This is a genomic window from Rhodococcus sp. NPDC003382, from assembly GCF_053589135.1.
This window is the reverse complement of sequence record NZ_JBSFRH010000049.1, coordinates 1-16,329: the sequence shown is the minus strand read 5'-3', so window position 1 is coordinate 16,329 and position 16,329 is coordinate 1. Positions and strand designations below refer to the sequence as shown.

Genomic DNA, 16,329 nt, shown 5'->3' with positions numbered 1-16,329 from the left:
GAATGTCACAGTCACGCAAGCAGTTTCATCTCAACGCCTTCCTCATGGGTGTCGGCCACCACGAGGCGGCCTGGCGTCACCCCCGCACCGAAGCACACCGCGTCCTCGATGTGAAGCACTTCCAGGAACTCGCGCAGATCGCCGAACGCGGCAAGCTCGATTCGGTGTTCTTCGCCGACGGACTCGCGGTCGGCCCCCGCGTCGAGCACAACACGCAGGCGATCTTCGAACCGGTCACCCTGCTGTCCGCGATGGCCGTGGTGACCGAGCACGTCGGCCTCATCGCGACCGCGTCGACCGGCTACAACGAGCCGTTCAACCTGGCCCGCAAGTTCGCCTCGCTCGACCACATCAGCGGTGGCCGCGCCGGCTGGAACATCGTCACCTCCGGCGGCGCCGACGAGGCCCGCAACTTCGGCTACGACGACACCCCGGACCACGCCGGCCGCTACGACCGCGCGGCCGAGTTCGTCGACGTCGCGGTGTCGCTGTGGGACAGCTGGGAAGACGACGCGATCGAATTGGACGAGGAGTCCGGGCGGTTCGCCGATCCGGCCAAGGTGCACACCGTCGACCACGACGGCGCACGGTTCAAGGTGCGCGGCCCGCTGAACTCGCCGCGCAGCCCCCAGGGCCGCCCCGTGCTCGTCCAGGCCGGATCGTCCGAGAGCGGAAAGAATTTCGCGGCGCGCTACGCCGAGGCCGTGTTCACCGCGCAGCGCACCCTCGCCGAGGGACAGGCCTTCTACCGCGATCTGAAGGCCCGCGTCGTCAAGGCCGGACGCGACCCGCAGTCGCTGAAGGTGCTGCCGGGCATCGTGCCGTTCATCGGGGAGACCGAGGAGGAGGCCAAGGCGCTCGAGCAGGAGTTCACCGACCTGATCTCGCCGGCCTACTCGCTGCGGCAGCTCTCGAACATGCTCGGCGTCGATCTGACCGAGCATGCCCTCGACGCAGCACTGCCGCCGCTGCCCCCGATCGAGCAGATCCAGGGCAACAAGAGCCGCTACCAGCTCGTCAAGGACCTCGCCGAGAACGAGGGCCTGACGGTGCGTCAGCTCATCGGCAAGCTCGGCGGCGGTCGCGGGCACCGCACCTTCGCGGGCACCCCCGAGCAGATCGCCGACGAACTGCAGCTGTGGTTCGAGCAGGAAGCCGCCGACGGCTTCAACGTCATGCCGCCCTACCTGCCGGGCGGGCTCGAGGACTTCACCGCCAAGGTGGTGCCGATCCTGCAGGAGCGCGGTCTGTTCCGCACCGAGTACACCGCCACCACCCTGCGCGGGCACTACGGGCTGGACCGGCCGGTGAGCCGCTACGCCGCGGTCGCCGAGTCGGACGCCGCCACTGCATGAGACCGGCCTTCGACCTGAAACCTCTCGTCACCACGGTCTTTCTGCCCTCCGCGATCTTCGGGATCGGGCAGGGCGCCGGGGCCCCGGTGCTCGCGCTGCTCGCGCGGGAACTCGGGGCCCCGTTGCCGGTGGCCGGGCTGATCGTCGCGCTCGTGGCGTTCGGCGCGGTCCTCGGTGACCTGCCCGCCGGGAGCATCGTCGCGCGCCTGGGGGAGAGGCGCGCGATCATCGGCGGCAGCGTGCTCGGCGCCCTCGGCATCGGGGTCTCGATCGCCGCCTGGACTCCGGTGGTGCTCGCCGTCGGTGCCTTGCTGACCGGATTCGCGAACGCGGTGTGGGGGCTGGCGCGGCAGAGCTATCTCGCCGAGGCGGTGCCTATCGAAGCCCGGGCGCGGGCCATGGCGATGTTCGCCACGATGTGGCGGCTCGGCAATTTCCTCGGGCCGTTCATCGGCGCCGGTGCGATCCACCTCATGGGGGTGCGCGGTGGCCTCGTCGTCCAGGTGACCGGTGTCGTGCTCGCGGGCATCCTCATGGCACGGGCACCGGAGACCCCGCGTTCGTCGTCGTCGACCGGCCCGGTCGCTGCCGTGGGGCTGGGAACGATCCTGAGCTGGCACCGGGTGCTGCTGTGCACCCTCGGAACCGGATCGCTGCTCATGGGCGCGGCGCGCGCGTCCCGGGAAGCGGTACTTCCGCTGTGGGCCACCCACATCGGGCTCGACGCGGTGACCGTGTCGATCGTGTTCGGTATCGGCGGCGCCGTCGACCTGCTGTTCTCGTATCCGGCCGGGATCCTGATGGACCGGTACGGTCGCCGGGTCGTCGCGGTGCCGTCGCTGGTGATCATCGCTGTCGCGTTCCTGATGTTGCCGTTCGCCGACGACGTCGTCTCGCTCACCGTCGTCGCGGTGGTCCTCGGTATCGGGAACGGGCTCGGCAACGGCGTGATCATGACCCTCGGGGCGGACACCGCCCCACCGGATACCCGGGCCGAGTTCCTCGCCGCGTGGCGCCTCACGCACGACAGCGGCATGTTCGTCGGCCCGTTCCTGGTGGGGGCGGTCGCGGCCGTGTCGCTCGCGGCCGGTGCCGTCACGATCGGCGGTCTCGCGGTGGCCGGTGCGGCCTGCATGTTCCGCTACGTTCCGCGATACTCACCGTGGCCACGCCGGACGCTCCAGCCGGTACCGTCGGCCGCGACGACCGAACCGGCCCCGGACCCGGGGGCGGATCTCGTCGATACGGTCACCAACCGATCGAGATAGGACATCAATGCGATTCGGACTCTTCGTACCCCAGGGCTGGCGGCTCGACCTTGTGGGCATCGATCCCGCCGACCAGTGGCGGGTGATGCGCGACCTCGCCGTCCGCGCCGACAACGGCCCGTGGGAATCGATCTGGGTGTACGACCACTTCCACACTGTCCCCGCGGCCACGGACGAGGCGACCCACGAGGCGTGGTCGCTCGTCTCCGCGTTCGCGGCCGTCACCGAGCGGGTACGCATCGGCCAGATGTGCACCGCGATGAGCTATCGCAATCCCGCCTACCTGGCGAAGGTCGCCGCGACCGCCGACATCATCTCCGGCGGGCGCATCGAGATGGGTATCGGCGGCGGCTGGTACGAACACGAGTGGCGCGCCTACGGATACGGATTCCCTTCCGCCGGTGAGCGACTTGCCCGCCTCGACGAGGGGGTACAGATCTTCCGGCAGGCGTGGACCACGGGGTCGGCGACCCTGCAGGGCAAGCACTACCAGGTCGACGGTGCGATCGTCCGTCCGCTTCCGTTGCAGGAGGGCGGTATTCCGCTGTGGATCGCCGGCGGTGGCGAGAAGGTCACGCTGAAGATCGCCGCGAAGTACGCGCAGTACACCAACTTCGACGGCACCCCCGAGGGATTCGCGCACAAGTCGAACGTGCTGCGCGAGCATTGTGCGGCCGTCGGCACCGACTTCGATGCGATCGTCCGCTCCGCGAACTACAACGTCGCCATCGGCCGCACCGAAGCGGAGGTGCAGGACCGCCTCGAGAACCTCCGCGCCCGGCTCGAACCGCTGGTCGGAGCCGCCGCCGCCGACGCCTCCCTCAACGCGTTCCGCGGGATGCCCGCGGTCGGCACCCCGGAGCAGATCGTCGAGAACCTCACGGCCCTGAAGAAGAAGGGCCTCGGCTACGCGATCTTCTACTTCCCGGAAGCGGCCTACGACACGTCGGGGATCGAACTGCTCGAGAACGAGGTGCTGCCGCACCTGGCTTGACGGTATGCGCCTGGCGGCAGCGTCAGATCGGCCAGCCGTCCGCGGGTACACGTGGATCGTCGGACAGCAGACCGGCGATCCACGTGTCGCGCGGGACCCCGCGATGCAGGGTGCCGCGGCGCAGCGTCCCCTCGAACCGGAAGCCGACGTGCCGCGCGACCGCCGCCGAGGCCAGATTGCCGGCGAATGCCCGCCACTCGATCCGAGTGGTCGCGAGCCCGTCCGGGTCGAACGCGAAATCGCACGCCAGATTCACTGCGGCGGTGGCCAAACCGCGACCGCGAGCATCCGCCGCGATCCAGTAGCCGATCTCCGGGGCGGTGCGTTCGTGATGCAGGAACCCGACGACGCCGAGCAACACACCGTCCGGAGAGGTGCGGATCGCCCAGTTCGGGGCGCTCGCGGCCCAGCCCCGCGGCACGATGTCGCCGACGAAACGCACCGCGTCGGCGCGGGTGTACGGATCGGGCACCGTCGTCCAGTCCGCGATCTCCCGGTCCTGGCACGCTGTGGTGATCGTGTCGACGTCGTGTGGGACGGGGACGGTCAGATGAACCCGTCCGTCCGACAGCGACGTCACCTGCATGTCAGCGCAATTCGCCGGGGAGATCGTCGCGATCGAGCACCAGCCGGTGGTCCTCGGTCAAGCTGACCTTCTCGGACAGATCGACCTTGCTCTTCAGCAGTTTCCATTCGGCGTCGTCGATCGCGTCGGTCGCCTCGCGCAGCACCTTTGCGTCCCGGGTTCCCCACGCGATCGGCATCGGGCTGACCATCTGCCACGACCCGGTCGTGTTGCGGGTCGTGCGATCGGACAGCACCGCCACGCACGGCACCTGTTCGCCGACGCGCTTCTGATGCCCCGGGACCGCCTGCACGTTGCGGGTGACCAGCGCGAATCGGCGGTCGGCGGTGCCGGGCTTTGCGATGTCGACCAGCGCCAGCAACGTCAGACCACGCGGCCGGATCTCGGAGACCACGGCGGGCACCAGCGGGCTCTCGTGGTACAGGTCCTGCACCGAACCCACCTTCCGCGGCGCCCACAACGCCACCCACGCCGACGTGACGGCCGCGACGACCAGCACCGCACCGACGATGTAGGCCCAGGGCTTGCCGAGGGTGAACAGCCACGCCGCTCCGGCCGCGCACAACAGCGCGACGACGATGCCGGAGATCCGCAGGCTGCGCACTTCCGCGAGGGTCTGGTTCACGGACTTGGCGTGGGGAAGGTCGACGGGGAATTCGAATCGGCGCACGTCGTCCAGCATATGGGAACCGTTCCGGCGGTCCGATCGCGATGGGCTCGAGCAGAATGCGCAGAACGGCACTATCGCGCTCAACGGTGACTCCGCGCGGGGCGCGGACACACACTCTGATGTAGCAGAGATCACACCGCTTCGGCGGCAGCAGAGATCACACCCCGGACGGCTTTCGGTGCCGGATTCCCACACCGACCCCAGGTCGCGGCAGCGGCCGTGGCCGACGTGTGCCCGGTCCGGCCCGACCCAGTCAGAAAGTGGGCAGCGCCATGCTCGTCATCCTCGGCTTCCTGATGGTCGCCACGTTCATGTATCTGATCATGTCGAAACGTGCCACCCCGGTCGTCGGCCTGATCCTGGTCCCCGTCGCGTTCGGACTGATCGCCGGGGCCGGCACCGGCATCGGCGACATGATCGTCGACGGCGTCGAAAGTCTCGCCCCCACTGCGGCACTGTTGTTCTTCGCGATCATCTTCTTCGGGATCATGATCGACGTCGGCCTGTTCGACCCGCTGGTGCGGCTCATCCTGCGGCTCGTGCGCGACGACCCGGCCCGGCTCGTGGTGGGCACCGCGGTGCTGGCGATGGTGGTGTCCCTCGACGGTGACGGGTCCACGACGTTCATCATCACCACGTCCGCGCTGTTGCCGCTCTACCTGAAACTGAAGGTCAGCCCGGTCGTCCTCACCGTCGTCGCGGGTCTGGCGAACGCCACGATGAACATCATCCCGTGGGGTGGGCCGACTGTGCGTGCGGCCAGCGCGCTCGGGCTGTCGCCGTCCGAGGTGTTCGTCCCGATGATCCCGTCGCTCGTCGTCGGACTCCTGATCGTCCTCGGCTTCGCCGTGCACCTGGGCATCTTCGAACGTCGCCGCATCGGGCGGCTCGTGTGGAAGCCCGAGATGATGCCGCTCGGCGCCGGTCCCTCGGGAGTGGGTACGACGACCGGTGACTCGGACACGACCGACGCGGAGGTCGGGCAGTTCGCCGCGGGTCTCGACCCCGACCGCCCGACCCTGCGCCCGCGACTGCTGCCCTTCAACGCGCTCCTCACGGTGGCGCTGCTCGTCGTCCTCGTCCTCGACATCCTGCCGATCCCCGTGCTGTTCATGATCGCCGCGGGACTCGCACTGGCCGTGAACTTCCCGCGGGTCGTCGACCAGTCCGCCGCGATCGCACGGCACTCGTCGAGCATCGTGTCGGTCGTCGCGATGGTGTTCGCCGCGGCGGTCCTGACCGGCGTGTTCCAGGGCACCGGGATGGTCGAGTCCATGGCACTGTGGCTGACCGGGGTGGTCCCCGATTCGCTCGGCCCGTTCCTCGCGGTCATCACGGGCGTGCTCAGCATCCCGTTCACGTTCTTCATGACCAACGACGCCTTCTACTTCGGGGTGTTGCCCGTCCTGGCGGAGACGGCGGCGCAGTACGGCATCGAACCGGTCGAGATGGCGCGTGCGTCGATCACCGGACAGCCGGTGCACATGCAGAGCCCGCTGGTCCCGGCGATCCTGCTGCTGGTGACCCTCGCCGGGGTGCCACTGGCCGACCACCACCGCAAGGTGCTGTGGCGCGCCGGGGTGGTGTCGATCGCGATGCTGGTGGTCGGCGTGCTCCTCGGGCAGATTCCGCTCGGCTGAGATCCGCCCGGGCCACACTGGGCAGGTGGGACGAACGGGGACGACGCGGTGAAACTTCGCACCCAGGTACTGCTGTTCCAGTCCGCGGTGGTGGCGGTGGCGCTCGGCATCGGATTCACGGTGTTCGCCACCACCACCGAGGACCGCGTCACCGACGAACACGGTCAGCGGGCGCTCGCGATCGCCCGGGCCGTGTCCGCGGACGTGACCGTCCGCGACGAGGTCGCACGCTACGCGGCCGCCGACGACGGGGTGGTCTCGCCGGACAACCCCGCACTCGCGTCCGGTGCGGTGCAGGAGGCCGCAGAGGCCGTCCGCACCGCTACCGGGGCGTTGTTCGTCGTGGTCACCGACGATCAGGGGCTCCGGCTCGCCCACCCCGATCCGGAACAGCTCGGGCGCAGGGTGAGCACCGATCCGGCCGAGGCCCTCGCCGGACGCGAGGTCGTGACCAGCGAGCGGGGCACGCTCGGTGATTCGGTGCGGGCCAAGGTTCCGGTGACGGACCCGTCGTCGGGCAGGGTCGTGGGGGAGGTGAGCGTGGGCATCTCCACCGACAGGGTGCGCGCCGATCTGCGCAGCGACCTCGCCGACGCCGTCCTGATCGCACTCGCAGCGCTCGTGTGCGGTGCCGTCGGGTCGCTGCTGCTCGCCAACCGATGGAAGCGGCTCACCTTGGGGCTCGAACCCGAGCAGCTCACCGAACTGGTCCGGGAGCAGGAGGTCGTGCTGCACGGGATCTCCGAGGGGGTCGTCGGTACCGACACCCGCGGCATCGTCACCGTCGTCAACGCCGAGGCGCGTCGCCTGCTCGATCTCGACGACGGGATCGGCCGCAGCGTCGACACGCTCGGGATGACCCCGCGCCTGCTCGACGTGCTGCGCAGCGCGGACGGCACGCCGGTCGCCGCCACCACGGGCGATCGGGTCGTTGTCGCCGTCTCGCGACGGGTCGTGCGCGACGGCCGCGACCTCGGCACGGTGATGTCGGTGCGCGACCGCACCGACATCGAGACGCTCACGCGCGAACTCGGCGCCGTCAAGTCGATGAGCACCGCGCTGCGGGCGCAGCGGCACGAATTCGCCAACCGGCTGCACCTGATCGACGGCCTGCTCCGCCAAGGGCGGGCGGAGCAGGCCGTCGAATACATCGAGCAGGTCCTCGGCTCGGGTCCGCTCGGTGAGCTCGAGGGCGCCGACGCGCTCGCCGACCCGTATCTGCACGCCTTCCTCGCCGCGAAGGCGGCGCACGCGCGTGAGCAGGGCGTGACCCTCGTGCTCGGTGAGAACACGTGGGTGCACGCCACCGTGAAGGTGCCCGTCGACGTCACCACCGTGCTCGGCAACCTGCTCGACAACGCGATCGAGGCGGCCCGCGTGAGCGGGCGCAGTCCCGCCGAAGTCGAGGTCGAGCTGGTGGAGGACGGCACCGACCTGCACGTGAGTGTCGCGGACACGGGTGACGGCGTCGATGCCGAGCTGCCCGACGTCTTCGCCGAGGGCGCGACGACCCGCGTCGACTCGTCCGTGCCGGGCGGCCGGGGGATGGGGCTGGCGCTGGCACGACGCGTGGCGCGGATGCACGGCGGCGACGTCGTGCTCGCGGACCGCGGCGGCCGGCGCACCCCGGACAATCCGACCGGGGGCGCGGTGTTCCTGGCGACGCTGACCGGGGTGCTCGACGAGGGAGATGCGGGATGGGCGGAACGGATCTGAGGGTGCTCGTCGTCGACGACGACTTCCGGGTCGCGGATCTGCACGCGTCCGTGGTGTCGGGTGTGCCGGGGTTCGAGGTCGCGGCGGTCGCGGGGAGCGTCGCGGCGGCCCGGGACGCGGTCCGGGCCGGTCCCGTCGACCTCGCGCTCGTGGACGTGTACCTGCCGGACGGGTCCGGGGTCGACCTGATCCGGAGTCTCGAGTGCGACAGTTTCGTGCTCGGTGCCGCCGGTGAGGGTGCCACGGTGCGTGCGGCGCTCGCCGCGGGTGCGCTGGTGTATCTGGTCAAGCCGTTCGCGAGCACCGAACTGGCCCGGCGTCTGGCGGCCTACGCGCAGTACCGCCGGGTCGTCGCGGGGGAGGAGCTCACCCAGGCCGAGATCGACACGGCGCTGGCGGCGTTGCGGCCGGTGTTGCCGGCCGCCCGCGAAGCGCCCCCACGTTCGGTCACCAAAGAACTTGTACTGCAAGCACTTCGGGAATCGGGAGAGCCGTTGTCCGCCGGGGAGGTCGCGGTGACCATCGGGGTGTCACGCGCGACCGCCCAGCGTTATCTCGCGGCCCTCGTCGCCAAGGGCCACCTGCGAATGCAGTTGCGGTACGGCACCACCGGCCGTCCCGAGCAGGAATACCGTCCCGTGTGACCGGGATTCGCGTCAGCCGATCTGCGGCCCGAGCAGGTCGTCGGCGTCGGTGATGCGGTACGCGTAACCCTGTTCGGCGAGGAACCGCTGCCGGTGGGCGGCGTACTCGGCGTCGAGGGTGTCGCGGGAGACCACCGAGTAGAAGTGCGCCTGCCCGCCGTCCTGCTTGGGCCGCAGCAGCCGGCCGAGGCGCTGCGCCTCCTCCTGGCGGGACCCGAACGTGCCGGACACCTGCACCGCCACCGACGCCTCCGGCAGATCGATGGAGAAGTTGGCGACCTTCGAGACCACCAGAACCTTCAGCTCCCCGTTGCGGAACCGGTCGAACAGCGCCTCGCGTTCCTTCGTGCGCGTCGAGCCCTTGATCACCGGGGCGTCGAGCGCTTCCCCGAGCTCGTCGAGCTGATCGATGTAGGCGCCGATGATCAGCGTGGGGGCGTCGCCGTGCTTGGCGAGGATCGACTCGACCACCGGAATCTTGGTGCGCGCGGTCGAGCACAGCTTGTACCGTTCCTCCGGCTCGGCGACCGCGTACGCCATCCGTTCGGCGTCGGTGAGTGTGACCCGCACCTCGATGCAGTCGGCCGGGGCGATCCAGCCCTGCGCCTCGATGTCCTTCCACGGCGCGTCGTACCGCTTCGGGCCGATCAGCGAGAACACGTCGCCTTCCCGGCCGTCCTCACGGACGAGGGTCGCGGTGAGGCCGAGCCGGCGCCGCGACTGCAGATCGGCGGTCATGCGGAACACCGGTGCCGGCAGCAGGTGCACCTCGTCGTAGATCATCAGACCCCAGTCGCGGGAGTCGAACAGCTCGAGGTTGCGGTACTCGCCCTTCGACTTGCGGGTGATCACCTGGTAGGTCGCGATGGTGACCGGCCGGATCTCCTTCTTCTCGCCCGAGTACTCGCCGATCTCGTCCTCGGTCAGCGAGGTGCGGGCGATCAGCTCGCGCTTCCACTGGCGACCGGCGACAGTGTTGGTCACCAGGATCAGCGTGGTCGCGCCGGCCTTCGCCATCGCGGCGGCACCGACCATCGTCTTGCCCGCGCCGCACGGCAGCACCACCACGCCCGAGCCGCCCGCCCAGAAGGACTCGGCGGCCATCTCCTGGTAGTCGCGCAGGTGCCAGGGGTCGGACTCGAAGTCGAGGGTGATCGGGTGCGCCTCGCCGTCGACGTAGCCGGCGAGGTCCTCCGCCGGCCAGCCGATCTTGAGCAGCATCTGCTTGAGCCGGCCGCGCTCGCTCGGATGCACCACCACCGTGTCGTCGTCGATGCGTGCACCGAGCATCGGGGCGATCTTCTTGTTGCGCAGCACCTCCTCGAGCACCGCGCGGTCCAGGCTCACCAGCGTCAGCCCGTGGGCGGGGTTCTTCGTCAGCTGCAGGCGCCCGTAGCGAGCCATCGTGTCGACGACGTCGACCAGCAGCGGCTGCGGCACCGCGAACCGTGAATAGGTGACGAGTGCGTCGACGACCTGCTCGGCGTCGTGCCCGGCGGCGCGGGCGTTCCACAGCGCCAGCGGCGTCACCCGGTAGGTGTGGACGTGTTCGGGGGCGCGTTCGAGTTCGGCGAAGGGCGCGATCGCCTGACGTGCCGCGTCGGCAAGCTCGTGATCGACCTCGAGGAGCAAGGTCTTGTCGGACTGGACGATCAACGGTCCGTCGGGCACGGACGCCTCCTAGCGCGGGAACAGCGGAACTCTCCCATTCTCCAGACACCGGAGGCGGCGCGCTACCCGCGCGCCGCCTCCGGCTCGGTCCCCCTGCGATCCCCCTGCAATCCCCCTACGGTCTCGTCAGTTCGTGAGCGAGCGGCGCATCTCCATCACGCACACCAGCGCTTCGGAAATTCCGGACCGATAGCCCGCATCTTTTTCCGACACCGGGGGCCGGGAATCCAATTCGTTTTCGAGTCTGTCCTGAATTTTGTCCAGGGCCGACAGTGCTCTTTTCACGTGTGTTTCCTGTTTTTCGTCGTTCACCGATTCGATGGATTTTTCCGGATCACACCGTCACGGTGCATTCGGCGGCCTGCTGATCGAGGACGAACAGGCGGGCGCGAGCCAGGGCGGCTCGGCGGCTGTGGAGGAACGCGGACTGCGGGCCGCCGGCCGTCTGATCGGACATGGTTGTGAACTGCTCGTACAGGCTGTCGAGGAGTTCCTGAGCTGAGATGGTCACGGCGTCTCCCGGCGGTTCAGTTCGACTTGCGCCTCGTCACGAATTCGCCCTCGTTCGCCTGCTTGCGACGCTTTTCCGCGCGACGCTCCTTGATGGACAGCGCCGGTTTCTTGAGTGCCTTACCCTTGTCGGCCATTTTTCTCCTCTCGAAAAAGGGGTTGAACAACCCGACAGGACCCGACCATAGCCCATTTGCAGAAAAAAGCCAGTCGCCGTGAAATTCGAGTGCGACGAAAATCGGCTTCGGAGGGCGGTGTTCCGGGAATCGCGGACGTCGACGCCCTGTTCGGACGGGGTGGCCCCGACCGATCCGCTCACCGGGCGTTTGTCCGGTTCGTCACGTACCGGGATCTATGCTGTGCCCGTGGAAGCCGAGGGCAATCCGGAATTCGCTGCCGATGTGATCGTGGTCGGCAGCGGATTCGGCGGTTCGGTCACCGCTCTGCGGCTGGCGGAGCAGGGACGTCGTGTGCTGGTGCTCGAGCAGGGCAGGCGGCATTCGCGGGCAGACTTCGCGGCCGCGCGCCGTGACCCGCGCCGATACCTGTGGCTGCCCGAACTCGGGCTGCGCGGGTTCTTCTGGCAGCGGGTGTTCGCGCACGTCGGCATCATCGGAGGCGCCGGCGTCGGCGGCGGCAGCATCGTCTGGGCCGGTGTGCTCCTCGAACCGGAGCAGGCGTTCTTCAACGATCCGTCCTGGCCGACTTCCGAAAAGGGCTGGCGCGCAGAGCTGTCCGATCACTACGCGACCGCCGCTCGGATGCTGGGCCGCACCCGTGCGCCGTTCAGCGGCCCGATGGACGAGCATCTGCGGGTCGTCGCGGGAAAGCTCGGTGCCGAGGACACCTACGGGCCCACCCCGATGGCCATCTGGTTCGGCGAGGAAGGCGTCACGGTGCCCGATCCGTTCTTCGGCGGCGACGGGCCCGACCGCACCGGCTGCCGGCTGTGCGGTGGGTGCCTGATCGGATGCCCGTACGGCAGCAAGAACACCCTGGACCTGAACTATCTGTGGCTCGCCGAGCGGCGCGGCGTCGAAATCCGTCCCGAGCAGCAGGTCACGTCGGTGACCGCGCTCGACGACGGGTACGAGGTGCACCTGGCGAGCGGTGAACGGCTGCGCGCACCCGAGGTGGTGCTCGCCGCCGGGGTGCTCGGCACCGTGGAACTGCTGTTCCGCTCCCGCGAGAACGGTGGCCTCCCGAACGTCTCCGTGCGGCTCGGTGAGCGTGTGCGCACCAACTCGGAGGCGATCACCGCGGTCCTCGCCGACGACGTCGACGCCGATCTCACTCGCGGACCGACCATTTCGAGCGAGTTCTACCCCGACGAACGCACCCACGTGACGCAGAACCGATACGTCGGCGGCTGGCACATGCGGTTCCAGGTCGGGCCGCTCGTCGACGGCGCCGATCCGCGCCGCCGCCGACGGGACGCCACGGCGATCCTGCTGCGCCATCCCCTGCGGCAGCTGCGAACCATGTTCGCGCGCAACTTCATCGAACGACTCAGCGTGTTCACGGTGATGCAGGATGTGGAGAGCGAGATCCGGCTCGACTACGCCCGGTCGCCGATCCGGCCGTGGCGGAAGGTACTTCGCTCCCGTGGTGCCGAGGGCCCGCAGGCGCCGAGCTATCTGCCTCAGGCCAATGCGGTCGCCCGCGCGTTCGCCGAATCGATCGGTGGTCGTCCCCTGAACCTCCTGCTCGAGAGCATCGGCGGCAAATCCATCACCGCGCACATCCTCGGCGGCGCGGCGATCGGCGCCGACGTGTCGCAGGGGGTCGTCGACACCGATCACGAGGTGTTCGGGCATCCGGGCCTGTACGTAGTGGACGGCTCGGCGATCCCCGCGAACGTCGGGGTGAACCCGAGCCTGACGATCGCCGCGATGGCCGAACGGTTCGCCGAGCGGTACGCGGTCCGCAAGAAGATCGAGGAGACGGCGTGAACACAGGGGAGACCGACGCAATCCGGAGTCTGCCCGGGTCGATTCGCGGACTGCGCGAACGGTTCCGGTCGCTGCCGTCGGACGTGACGATGGCGCCGGGAACCTACCGCGCCGTCTTCGTCGGACCGGCCCTGCTGCGCTTTGCGGCACCGCGCGCGATCGCTCTCGGCGGCATGCCGCGTTGGTACGGCAAGCGCGTCGCCGCCGACGGCACCGCGGCCAATCTGCTCGTCACCGACGACGGGACGCTCCGTGAGGACCTGCCCATCCGGGTTGCGACCGAGCCGTCCTGGCTCGACGGCCGGCCCGCGGTGGTGGTCTCCTACGGCTCCGACGGCCCGATTCCGTGGCGGTGGGTGCGCGACGAATTCCGTGCCCTCGACGAGCGGACGATGCTCGGGCTGACGTTCGCCGTGGCACCGTGGTCCCGTGTGGCGGCGTCGCCGTTCGTGCTCGTCCGGGACGACTCCCGGTCCTGAGTCCACGATCCCTGCCCGCCCGCCCCCGTCCTTTCCGAGCGAATGTATCGCTCGTCTCCTTCAATCGATCGAATGTACCGTTCGCTCGGACAAGGGGAGGGGTGGACGGAAGGGGCGGGGTGGCGGACCCGGCAGGGCGGCTCCGCAGAGTGCGGGTGCCGGGGGCCGTGTAGTCGGTGCCCGTCAGTCGACGAGCGCCACCGAGGTGACCCGGTGCAGCACGAAACTGCGCACCGTGCCGGCGGCCGGATCGAACGCTTCGAGCGTGCCGCCGCTCACCGCGACCGGGTCGACGATGCGCCGGGTCGCGACGCCCTGCGCGTCGACGTACCCCAGGTTGACGCTGCGCTTGCTGCGCACCGCGAGCTGCAGCAGCGCCATCGTGGCGGCACCGCCGGACCGGCTTCCGTCCGCCTGCACCGACTTCGACGCCGACGTGGTCGCGGCCCGGTCACCGGCGCGCAGGGTACGGACCAGCGTGTCGAGCTGCTCGGCGGTCGGGGGGACCGGGCCGGTGTAGCGGGGGCGCGTGCGCGGCACCGCCAGCCGGGCACCGGGCGGGCGCAGATCGAGGACCGCGCCCGACGAATCCTCCCCGGCGGGAGCGAAACCCGCCGCCCGCAGTTCCTGCAGCACCTCGGCCAGCGGAGCCTGGGAGATCGCGACGGTCGGTGCCAGTGCGCGCAGCGCCAGGGTGGCGGCGACCGGCGCGGCGAGGACCTCGGCGAGCAGCGCCGGATCGTCGGACCGCACGAACGACGACGCGATGCCGGTGCGCAGCCGTCCGTGCCGCCGCGCGACGTCGTCGATGAGATAGGTCAGGGACTGCGGCACCGGGGTCCGCGAATGCGTCGCGAACAGCGCGTGCAGGTCTCCGGCCCCGGTGCCGGCATCCAGCGCCCGCCGCACGCTGCCCTCGCTGATGCGGTACACCGTGGCCGCGCCGGCCGATTCCACGTCGGCGACGAGCGCGATGCGCGCGGCGAGATCGGGCACCAGCGGCCCGGGTGCGACCACGGTCAGGTCCGCCTGCACGAGGACGTAGTCCACCGGCTCCGGTAGCGCGGCTTCCATCTCGGCTTCGGCGTCGCCGCCGTGCAGCAGTGCCTTGCCCGGGGATGCGATCGACCCGTGCGCGACGACGGCGAGCGCGGTGGCCTCCCGCAGCGTTTCGGCGACCGCGTCGCCCCCGAGCCGCCCCGCCCACCGCGGCCGACGCCAGGCGAGAGCCGCGCGGATCTGCCCGACGTCGGGCGCCGATCCGGGGGTCTCCGCGAGGTATTCGAGCAGGAGCCGCCGGTCGCGAACTGCGGGCGGGGACTGCACCTCGTCGGACAGCGCGGCGATCGGCTTGTCGTTCTGGTCGCGGCGGCCGACGAGCCACGGCCGCCGCGGCGAGTCGAGCCACGCGCCGGCGAGCACCGCCCACCGGTGTCCGGCGGGAGCCTTCATCCAGCCGTCGGCGGAGGTCGTCGGAGCCCAGTAGTCGTCGACGTCGGTGGGTGGCGGCGGGTCCGGCAGGCCCCGCGCGATCAGCCCGGCCGCGGCGAGCACCTCGACGAGCAGCGCCGCGTGGGTTTCGTCGATGCCGACGGTCTTCGCGAGCCTGCGCACCTCGCGGACCCCGAGGCCCCCGGATTTGAGCGCGGGGGCGGGGGCGGTACCGAGTGCGTCGATCAGTTCCTCGGCGTGCCGCAGCAGCTCGAGGGCGGCACCCGCGGCGGTCGAGTTGATGTCGGCGACGGTGTGCGTGGCCGGCGCCGCGGGCGGCGGCGCGAGCGCGGCCGGATCGAACGGTGCCTCACCCCGGAGATACTGGCCCACCCGATGGGGGAGTTCTACGGTCTCGTCGTCGAGGCGGATCAGCAGCCCGGACGCGATCAGCTGCTGCACCGGCCGGTCGGCGGGCGTGTCCGGGGCGGCGTCCTTGGTCCGGCCGACGGGGGAGGTGCGGGCCAGGGTGTCGAGGATGCCGCGGCGGGCGTCGTCGAGGTCGTCGATCATCGCCGCGAGCTCGGCGCCGTCCGGAAGATCCGACGCGGTGCTGCGGGCGATGCGCCAGGGCACGGTGTCGGCGCCCGCGGGAACCAGCGACAGTTCGTCGGCGGAACCCCACACGAGCAGCAGGGTGCGCAGACGGTCCAGGGTGCGGTCGACGTTCTTCGCGGTGGTGCGACCGGCGAGCCGGTCGAGCAGCGCGCGGCGCGTGACGGGCTTCTCTGCGGCCCCGAGCCGGGCGAGCGCCTCGATGACCCCGAAGTCGCCGGTGGTCAGTTCGTCGGCGGCCCGGAACACCGACGCCCGCTGCTGGGCGCGGTTCGCCAGCACGGTCATCGTGGCCGGGGGAGGCACCACCAGATCCGGCCGGGCGCGCAGCAGCGCGGCGAGGTCGGAGTCGCGACGTCCGGTCAGCCACCGGGCGAGGGTGGGGGGCCCAGCGTCGGGCCCGGACGAGGTGGTCGGGGTCATTCGTCCCAGATTAGAGACCTGAGGTGGCCCACTGCGAACTCACCTGCCAAAATGAGCGCATGGCGAACAATTCGAAGAACACGTACGTTGATCGCGGGTGGCCGGAACTTGTCGATGGCGATCTCGCCGTCACCGAGTTGTCCTCCACGCGTTCGGGTCCGCTCTCTCCGTACGGTGAGGAGACCGAGTTCCCGCTTCCGGTCGAGTCCCTCCCGTACACGCACCCGCAGACCGTCATCAACCGCTGATTCTCCGAACCCCAGGCTCTCGAACGCAGAGCTTCCGAACACAGAGAAGGGGCGCGCCCCCCCCGCCCCGGGGGGGCGCGCGGAAGGACGAAAGATACAACACAAAAAATAACAAATAAAAAAGTAA

The 16,329-nt window shown here is 70.0% G+C and carries 15 protein-coding genes; 9 read left to right on the top strand and 6 right to left on the bottom strand.

The features are described 5' to 3' along the window. The first annotated feature begins 2 nt into the window (after positions 1–2). The 3 genes from ACWDUD_RS25310 to ACWDUD_RS25300 are packed head-to-tail and all read left to right on the top strand — an operon-like array spanning position 3 to position 3,617. Positions 3–1,355, top strand: a complete 1,353-nt coding sequence (locus ACWDUD_RS25310) for an LLM class flavin-dependent oxidoreductase (RefSeq protein WP_248676250.1) — start codon at positions 3–5, stop codon at positions 1,353–1,355. Continuing rightward, positions 1,352–2,623, top strand: coding sequence for an MFS transporter (locus ACWDUD_RS25305; protein WP_450111089.1), 1,272 nt, complete (start codon positions 1,352–1,354; stop codon positions 2,621–2,623). Before ACWDUD_RS25310 ends, ACWDUD_RS25305 begins: the two co-directional genes overlap by 4 nt. Positions 2,624–2,630: 7 nt before the next feature. Next, a complete protein-coding gene (locus ACWDUD_RS25300) occupies positions 2,631–3,617 on the top strand; it encodes an LLM class F420-dependent oxidoreductase (RefSeq protein ID WP_450111088.1) in 987 nt (328 codons plus the stop codon). A 22-nt stretch (positions 3,618–3,639) separates the two neighbouring features. On the opposite strand, the gene ACWDUD_RS25295 is transcribed toward ACWDUD_RS25300, so the two are convergent. Next, positions 3,640–4,203, bottom strand: a complete 564-nt coding sequence (locus tag ACWDUD_RS25295; RefSeq protein WP_450111087.1) for a GNAT family N-acetyltransferase — start codon at positions 4,201–4,203, stop codon at positions 3,640–3,642. A gap of 1 nt (position 4,204) precedes the next feature. Next, positions 4,205–4,873 (bottom strand): DUF3239 domain-containing protein, encoded by a 669-nt coding sequence (locus ACWDUD_RS25290; protein WP_197250033.1) that lies wholly within the window; start codon positions 4,871–4,873, stop codon positions 4,205–4,207. 272 nt (positions 4,874–5,145) lie between these two features. On the opposite strand from ACWDUD_RS25290, the gene ACWDUD_RS25285 reads away from it, so the two are divergent. Genes ACWDUD_RS25285 through ACWDUD_RS25275 form a run of 3 tightly spaced genes read left to right on the top strand, consistent with a single transcriptional unit; the run spans position 5,146 to position 8,873 of the window. Then, positions 5,146–6,513 (top strand): CitMHS family transporter, encoded by a 1,368-nt coding sequence (locus tag ACWDUD_RS25285; RefSeq protein ID WP_450111113.1) that lies wholly within the window; start codon positions 5,146–5,148, stop codon positions 6,511–6,513. Between the two features lie 48 nt (positions 6,514–6,561). Then, the gene (locus ACWDUD_RS25280; RefSeq protein ID WP_450111086.1) at positions 6,562–8,229 is read left to right on the top strand and encodes an ATP-binding protein; all 1,668 of its coding nucleotides are present in this window, start codon (positions 6,562–6,564) and stop codon (positions 8,227–8,229) included. Further along, positions 8,211–8,873: a response regulator gene (locus ACWDUD_RS25275; protein WP_450111085.1), complete on the top strand. Its 663-nt coding sequence runs from the start codon at positions 8,211–8,213 to the stop codon at positions 8,871–8,873. The genes ACWDUD_RS25280 and ACWDUD_RS25275 overlap by 19 nt, the downstream gene beginning before the upstream one ends. Positions 8,874–8,885: 12 nt before the next feature. Here the strand turns inward: ACWDUD_RS25275 and ACWDUD_RS25270 are convergent, their stop codons facing one another. The 3 genes from ACWDUD_RS25270 to ACWDUD_RS25260 all read right to left on the bottom strand — a co-directional run bounded on the left by ACWDUD_RS25270 (position 8,886) and on the right by ACWDUD_RS25260 (position 11,055). Next, positions 8,886–10,544 carry a DNA repair helicase XPB gene (locus ACWDUD_RS25270; protein WP_197250030.1) on the bottom strand — a complete coding sequence of 553 codons (1,659 nt, stop codon included), beginning with the start codon at positions 10,542–10,544 and terminating at the stop codon, positions 8,886–8,888. Positions 10,545–10,670: 126 nt separating this feature from the next. Next, positions 10,671–10,856, bottom strand: coding sequence for a hypothetical protein (locus tag ACWDUD_RS25265; RefSeq protein WP_197250094.1), 186 nt, complete (start codon positions 10,854–10,856; stop codon positions 10,671–10,673). A gap of 22 nt (positions 10,857–10,878) precedes the next feature. Continuing rightward, positions 10,879–11,055, bottom strand: a complete 177-nt coding sequence (locus ACWDUD_RS25260; protein ID WP_197250093.1) for a hypothetical protein — start codon at positions 11,053–11,055, stop codon at positions 10,879–10,881. 364 nt (positions 11,056–11,419) lie between these two features. Here ACWDUD_RS25260 and ACWDUD_RS25255 point away from each other — a divergent pair, with 364 nt between their 5' ends. Continuing rightward, complete coding sequence (locus tag ACWDUD_RS25255) at positions 11,420–13,006, top strand: GMC oxidoreductase (protein WP_450111084.1); 1,587 nt, start codon at positions 11,420–11,422, stop codon at positions 13,004–13,006. Then, positions 13,003–13,485, top strand: coding sequence for a hypothetical protein (locus tag ACWDUD_RS25250; protein ID WP_248676255.1), 483 nt, complete (start codon positions 13,003–13,005; stop codon positions 13,483–13,485). Before ACWDUD_RS25255 ends, ACWDUD_RS25250 begins: the two co-directional genes overlap by 4 nt. A gap of 183 nt (positions 13,486–13,668) precedes the next feature. On the opposite strand, the gene ACWDUD_RS25245 is transcribed toward ACWDUD_RS25250, so the two are convergent. Continuing rightward, on the bottom strand, positions 13,669–15,954 hold the full coding sequence (locus tag ACWDUD_RS25245) for a helicase-associated domain-containing protein (protein ID WP_450111083.1): 2,286 nt from the start codon (positions 15,952–15,954) through the stop codon (positions 13,669–13,671). A gap of 59 nt (positions 15,955–16,013) precedes the next feature. On the opposite strand from ACWDUD_RS25245, the gene ACWDUD_RS25240 reads away from it, so the two are divergent. Then, positions 16,014–16,202 (top strand): hypothetical protein, encoded by a 189-nt coding sequence (locus ACWDUD_RS25240; RefSeq protein ID WP_197252485.1) that lies wholly within the window; start codon positions 16,014–16,016, stop codon positions 16,200–16,202. The last annotated feature ends 127 nt before the right edge of the window (positions 16,203–16,329 follow it).

Bases quoted from the DNA above. Each gene is read 5' to 3' on its own strand.
- ACWDUD_RS25310 (WP_248676250.1), top strand. From the start codon at position 3: ATGTCACAGTCACGCAAGCAGTTTCATCTCAACGCCTTCCTCATGGGT.
- ACWDUD_RS25305 (WP_450111089.1), top strand. From the start codon at position 1,352: ATGAGACCGGCCTTCGACCTGAAACCTCTCGTCACCACGGTCTTTCTG.
- ACWDUD_RS25300 (WP_450111088.1), top strand. From the start codon at position 2,631: ATGCGATTCGGACTCTTCGTACCCCAGGGCTGGCGGCTCGACCTTGTG.
- ACWDUD_RS25295 (WP_450111087.1), bottom strand. From the start codon at position 4,203: ATGCAGGTGACGTCGCTGTCGGACGGACGGGTTCATCTGACCGTCCCC.
- ACWDUD_RS25285 (WP_450111113.1), top strand. From the start codon at position 5,146: ATGCTCGTCATCCTCGGCTTCCTGATGGTCGCCACGTTCATGTATCTG.
- ACWDUD_RS25275 (WP_450111085.1), top strand. From the start codon at position 8,211: ATGGGCGGAACGGATCTGAGGGTGCTCGTCGTCGACGACGACTTCCGG.
- ACWDUD_RS25245 (WP_450111083.1), bottom strand. From the start codon at position 15,954: ATGACCCCGACCACCTCGTCCGGGCCCGACGCTGGGCCCCCCACCCTC.
- ACWDUD_RS25240 (WP_197252485.1), top strand. From the start codon at position 16,014: ATGGCGAACAATTCGAAGAACACGTACGTTGATCGCGGGTGGCCGGAA.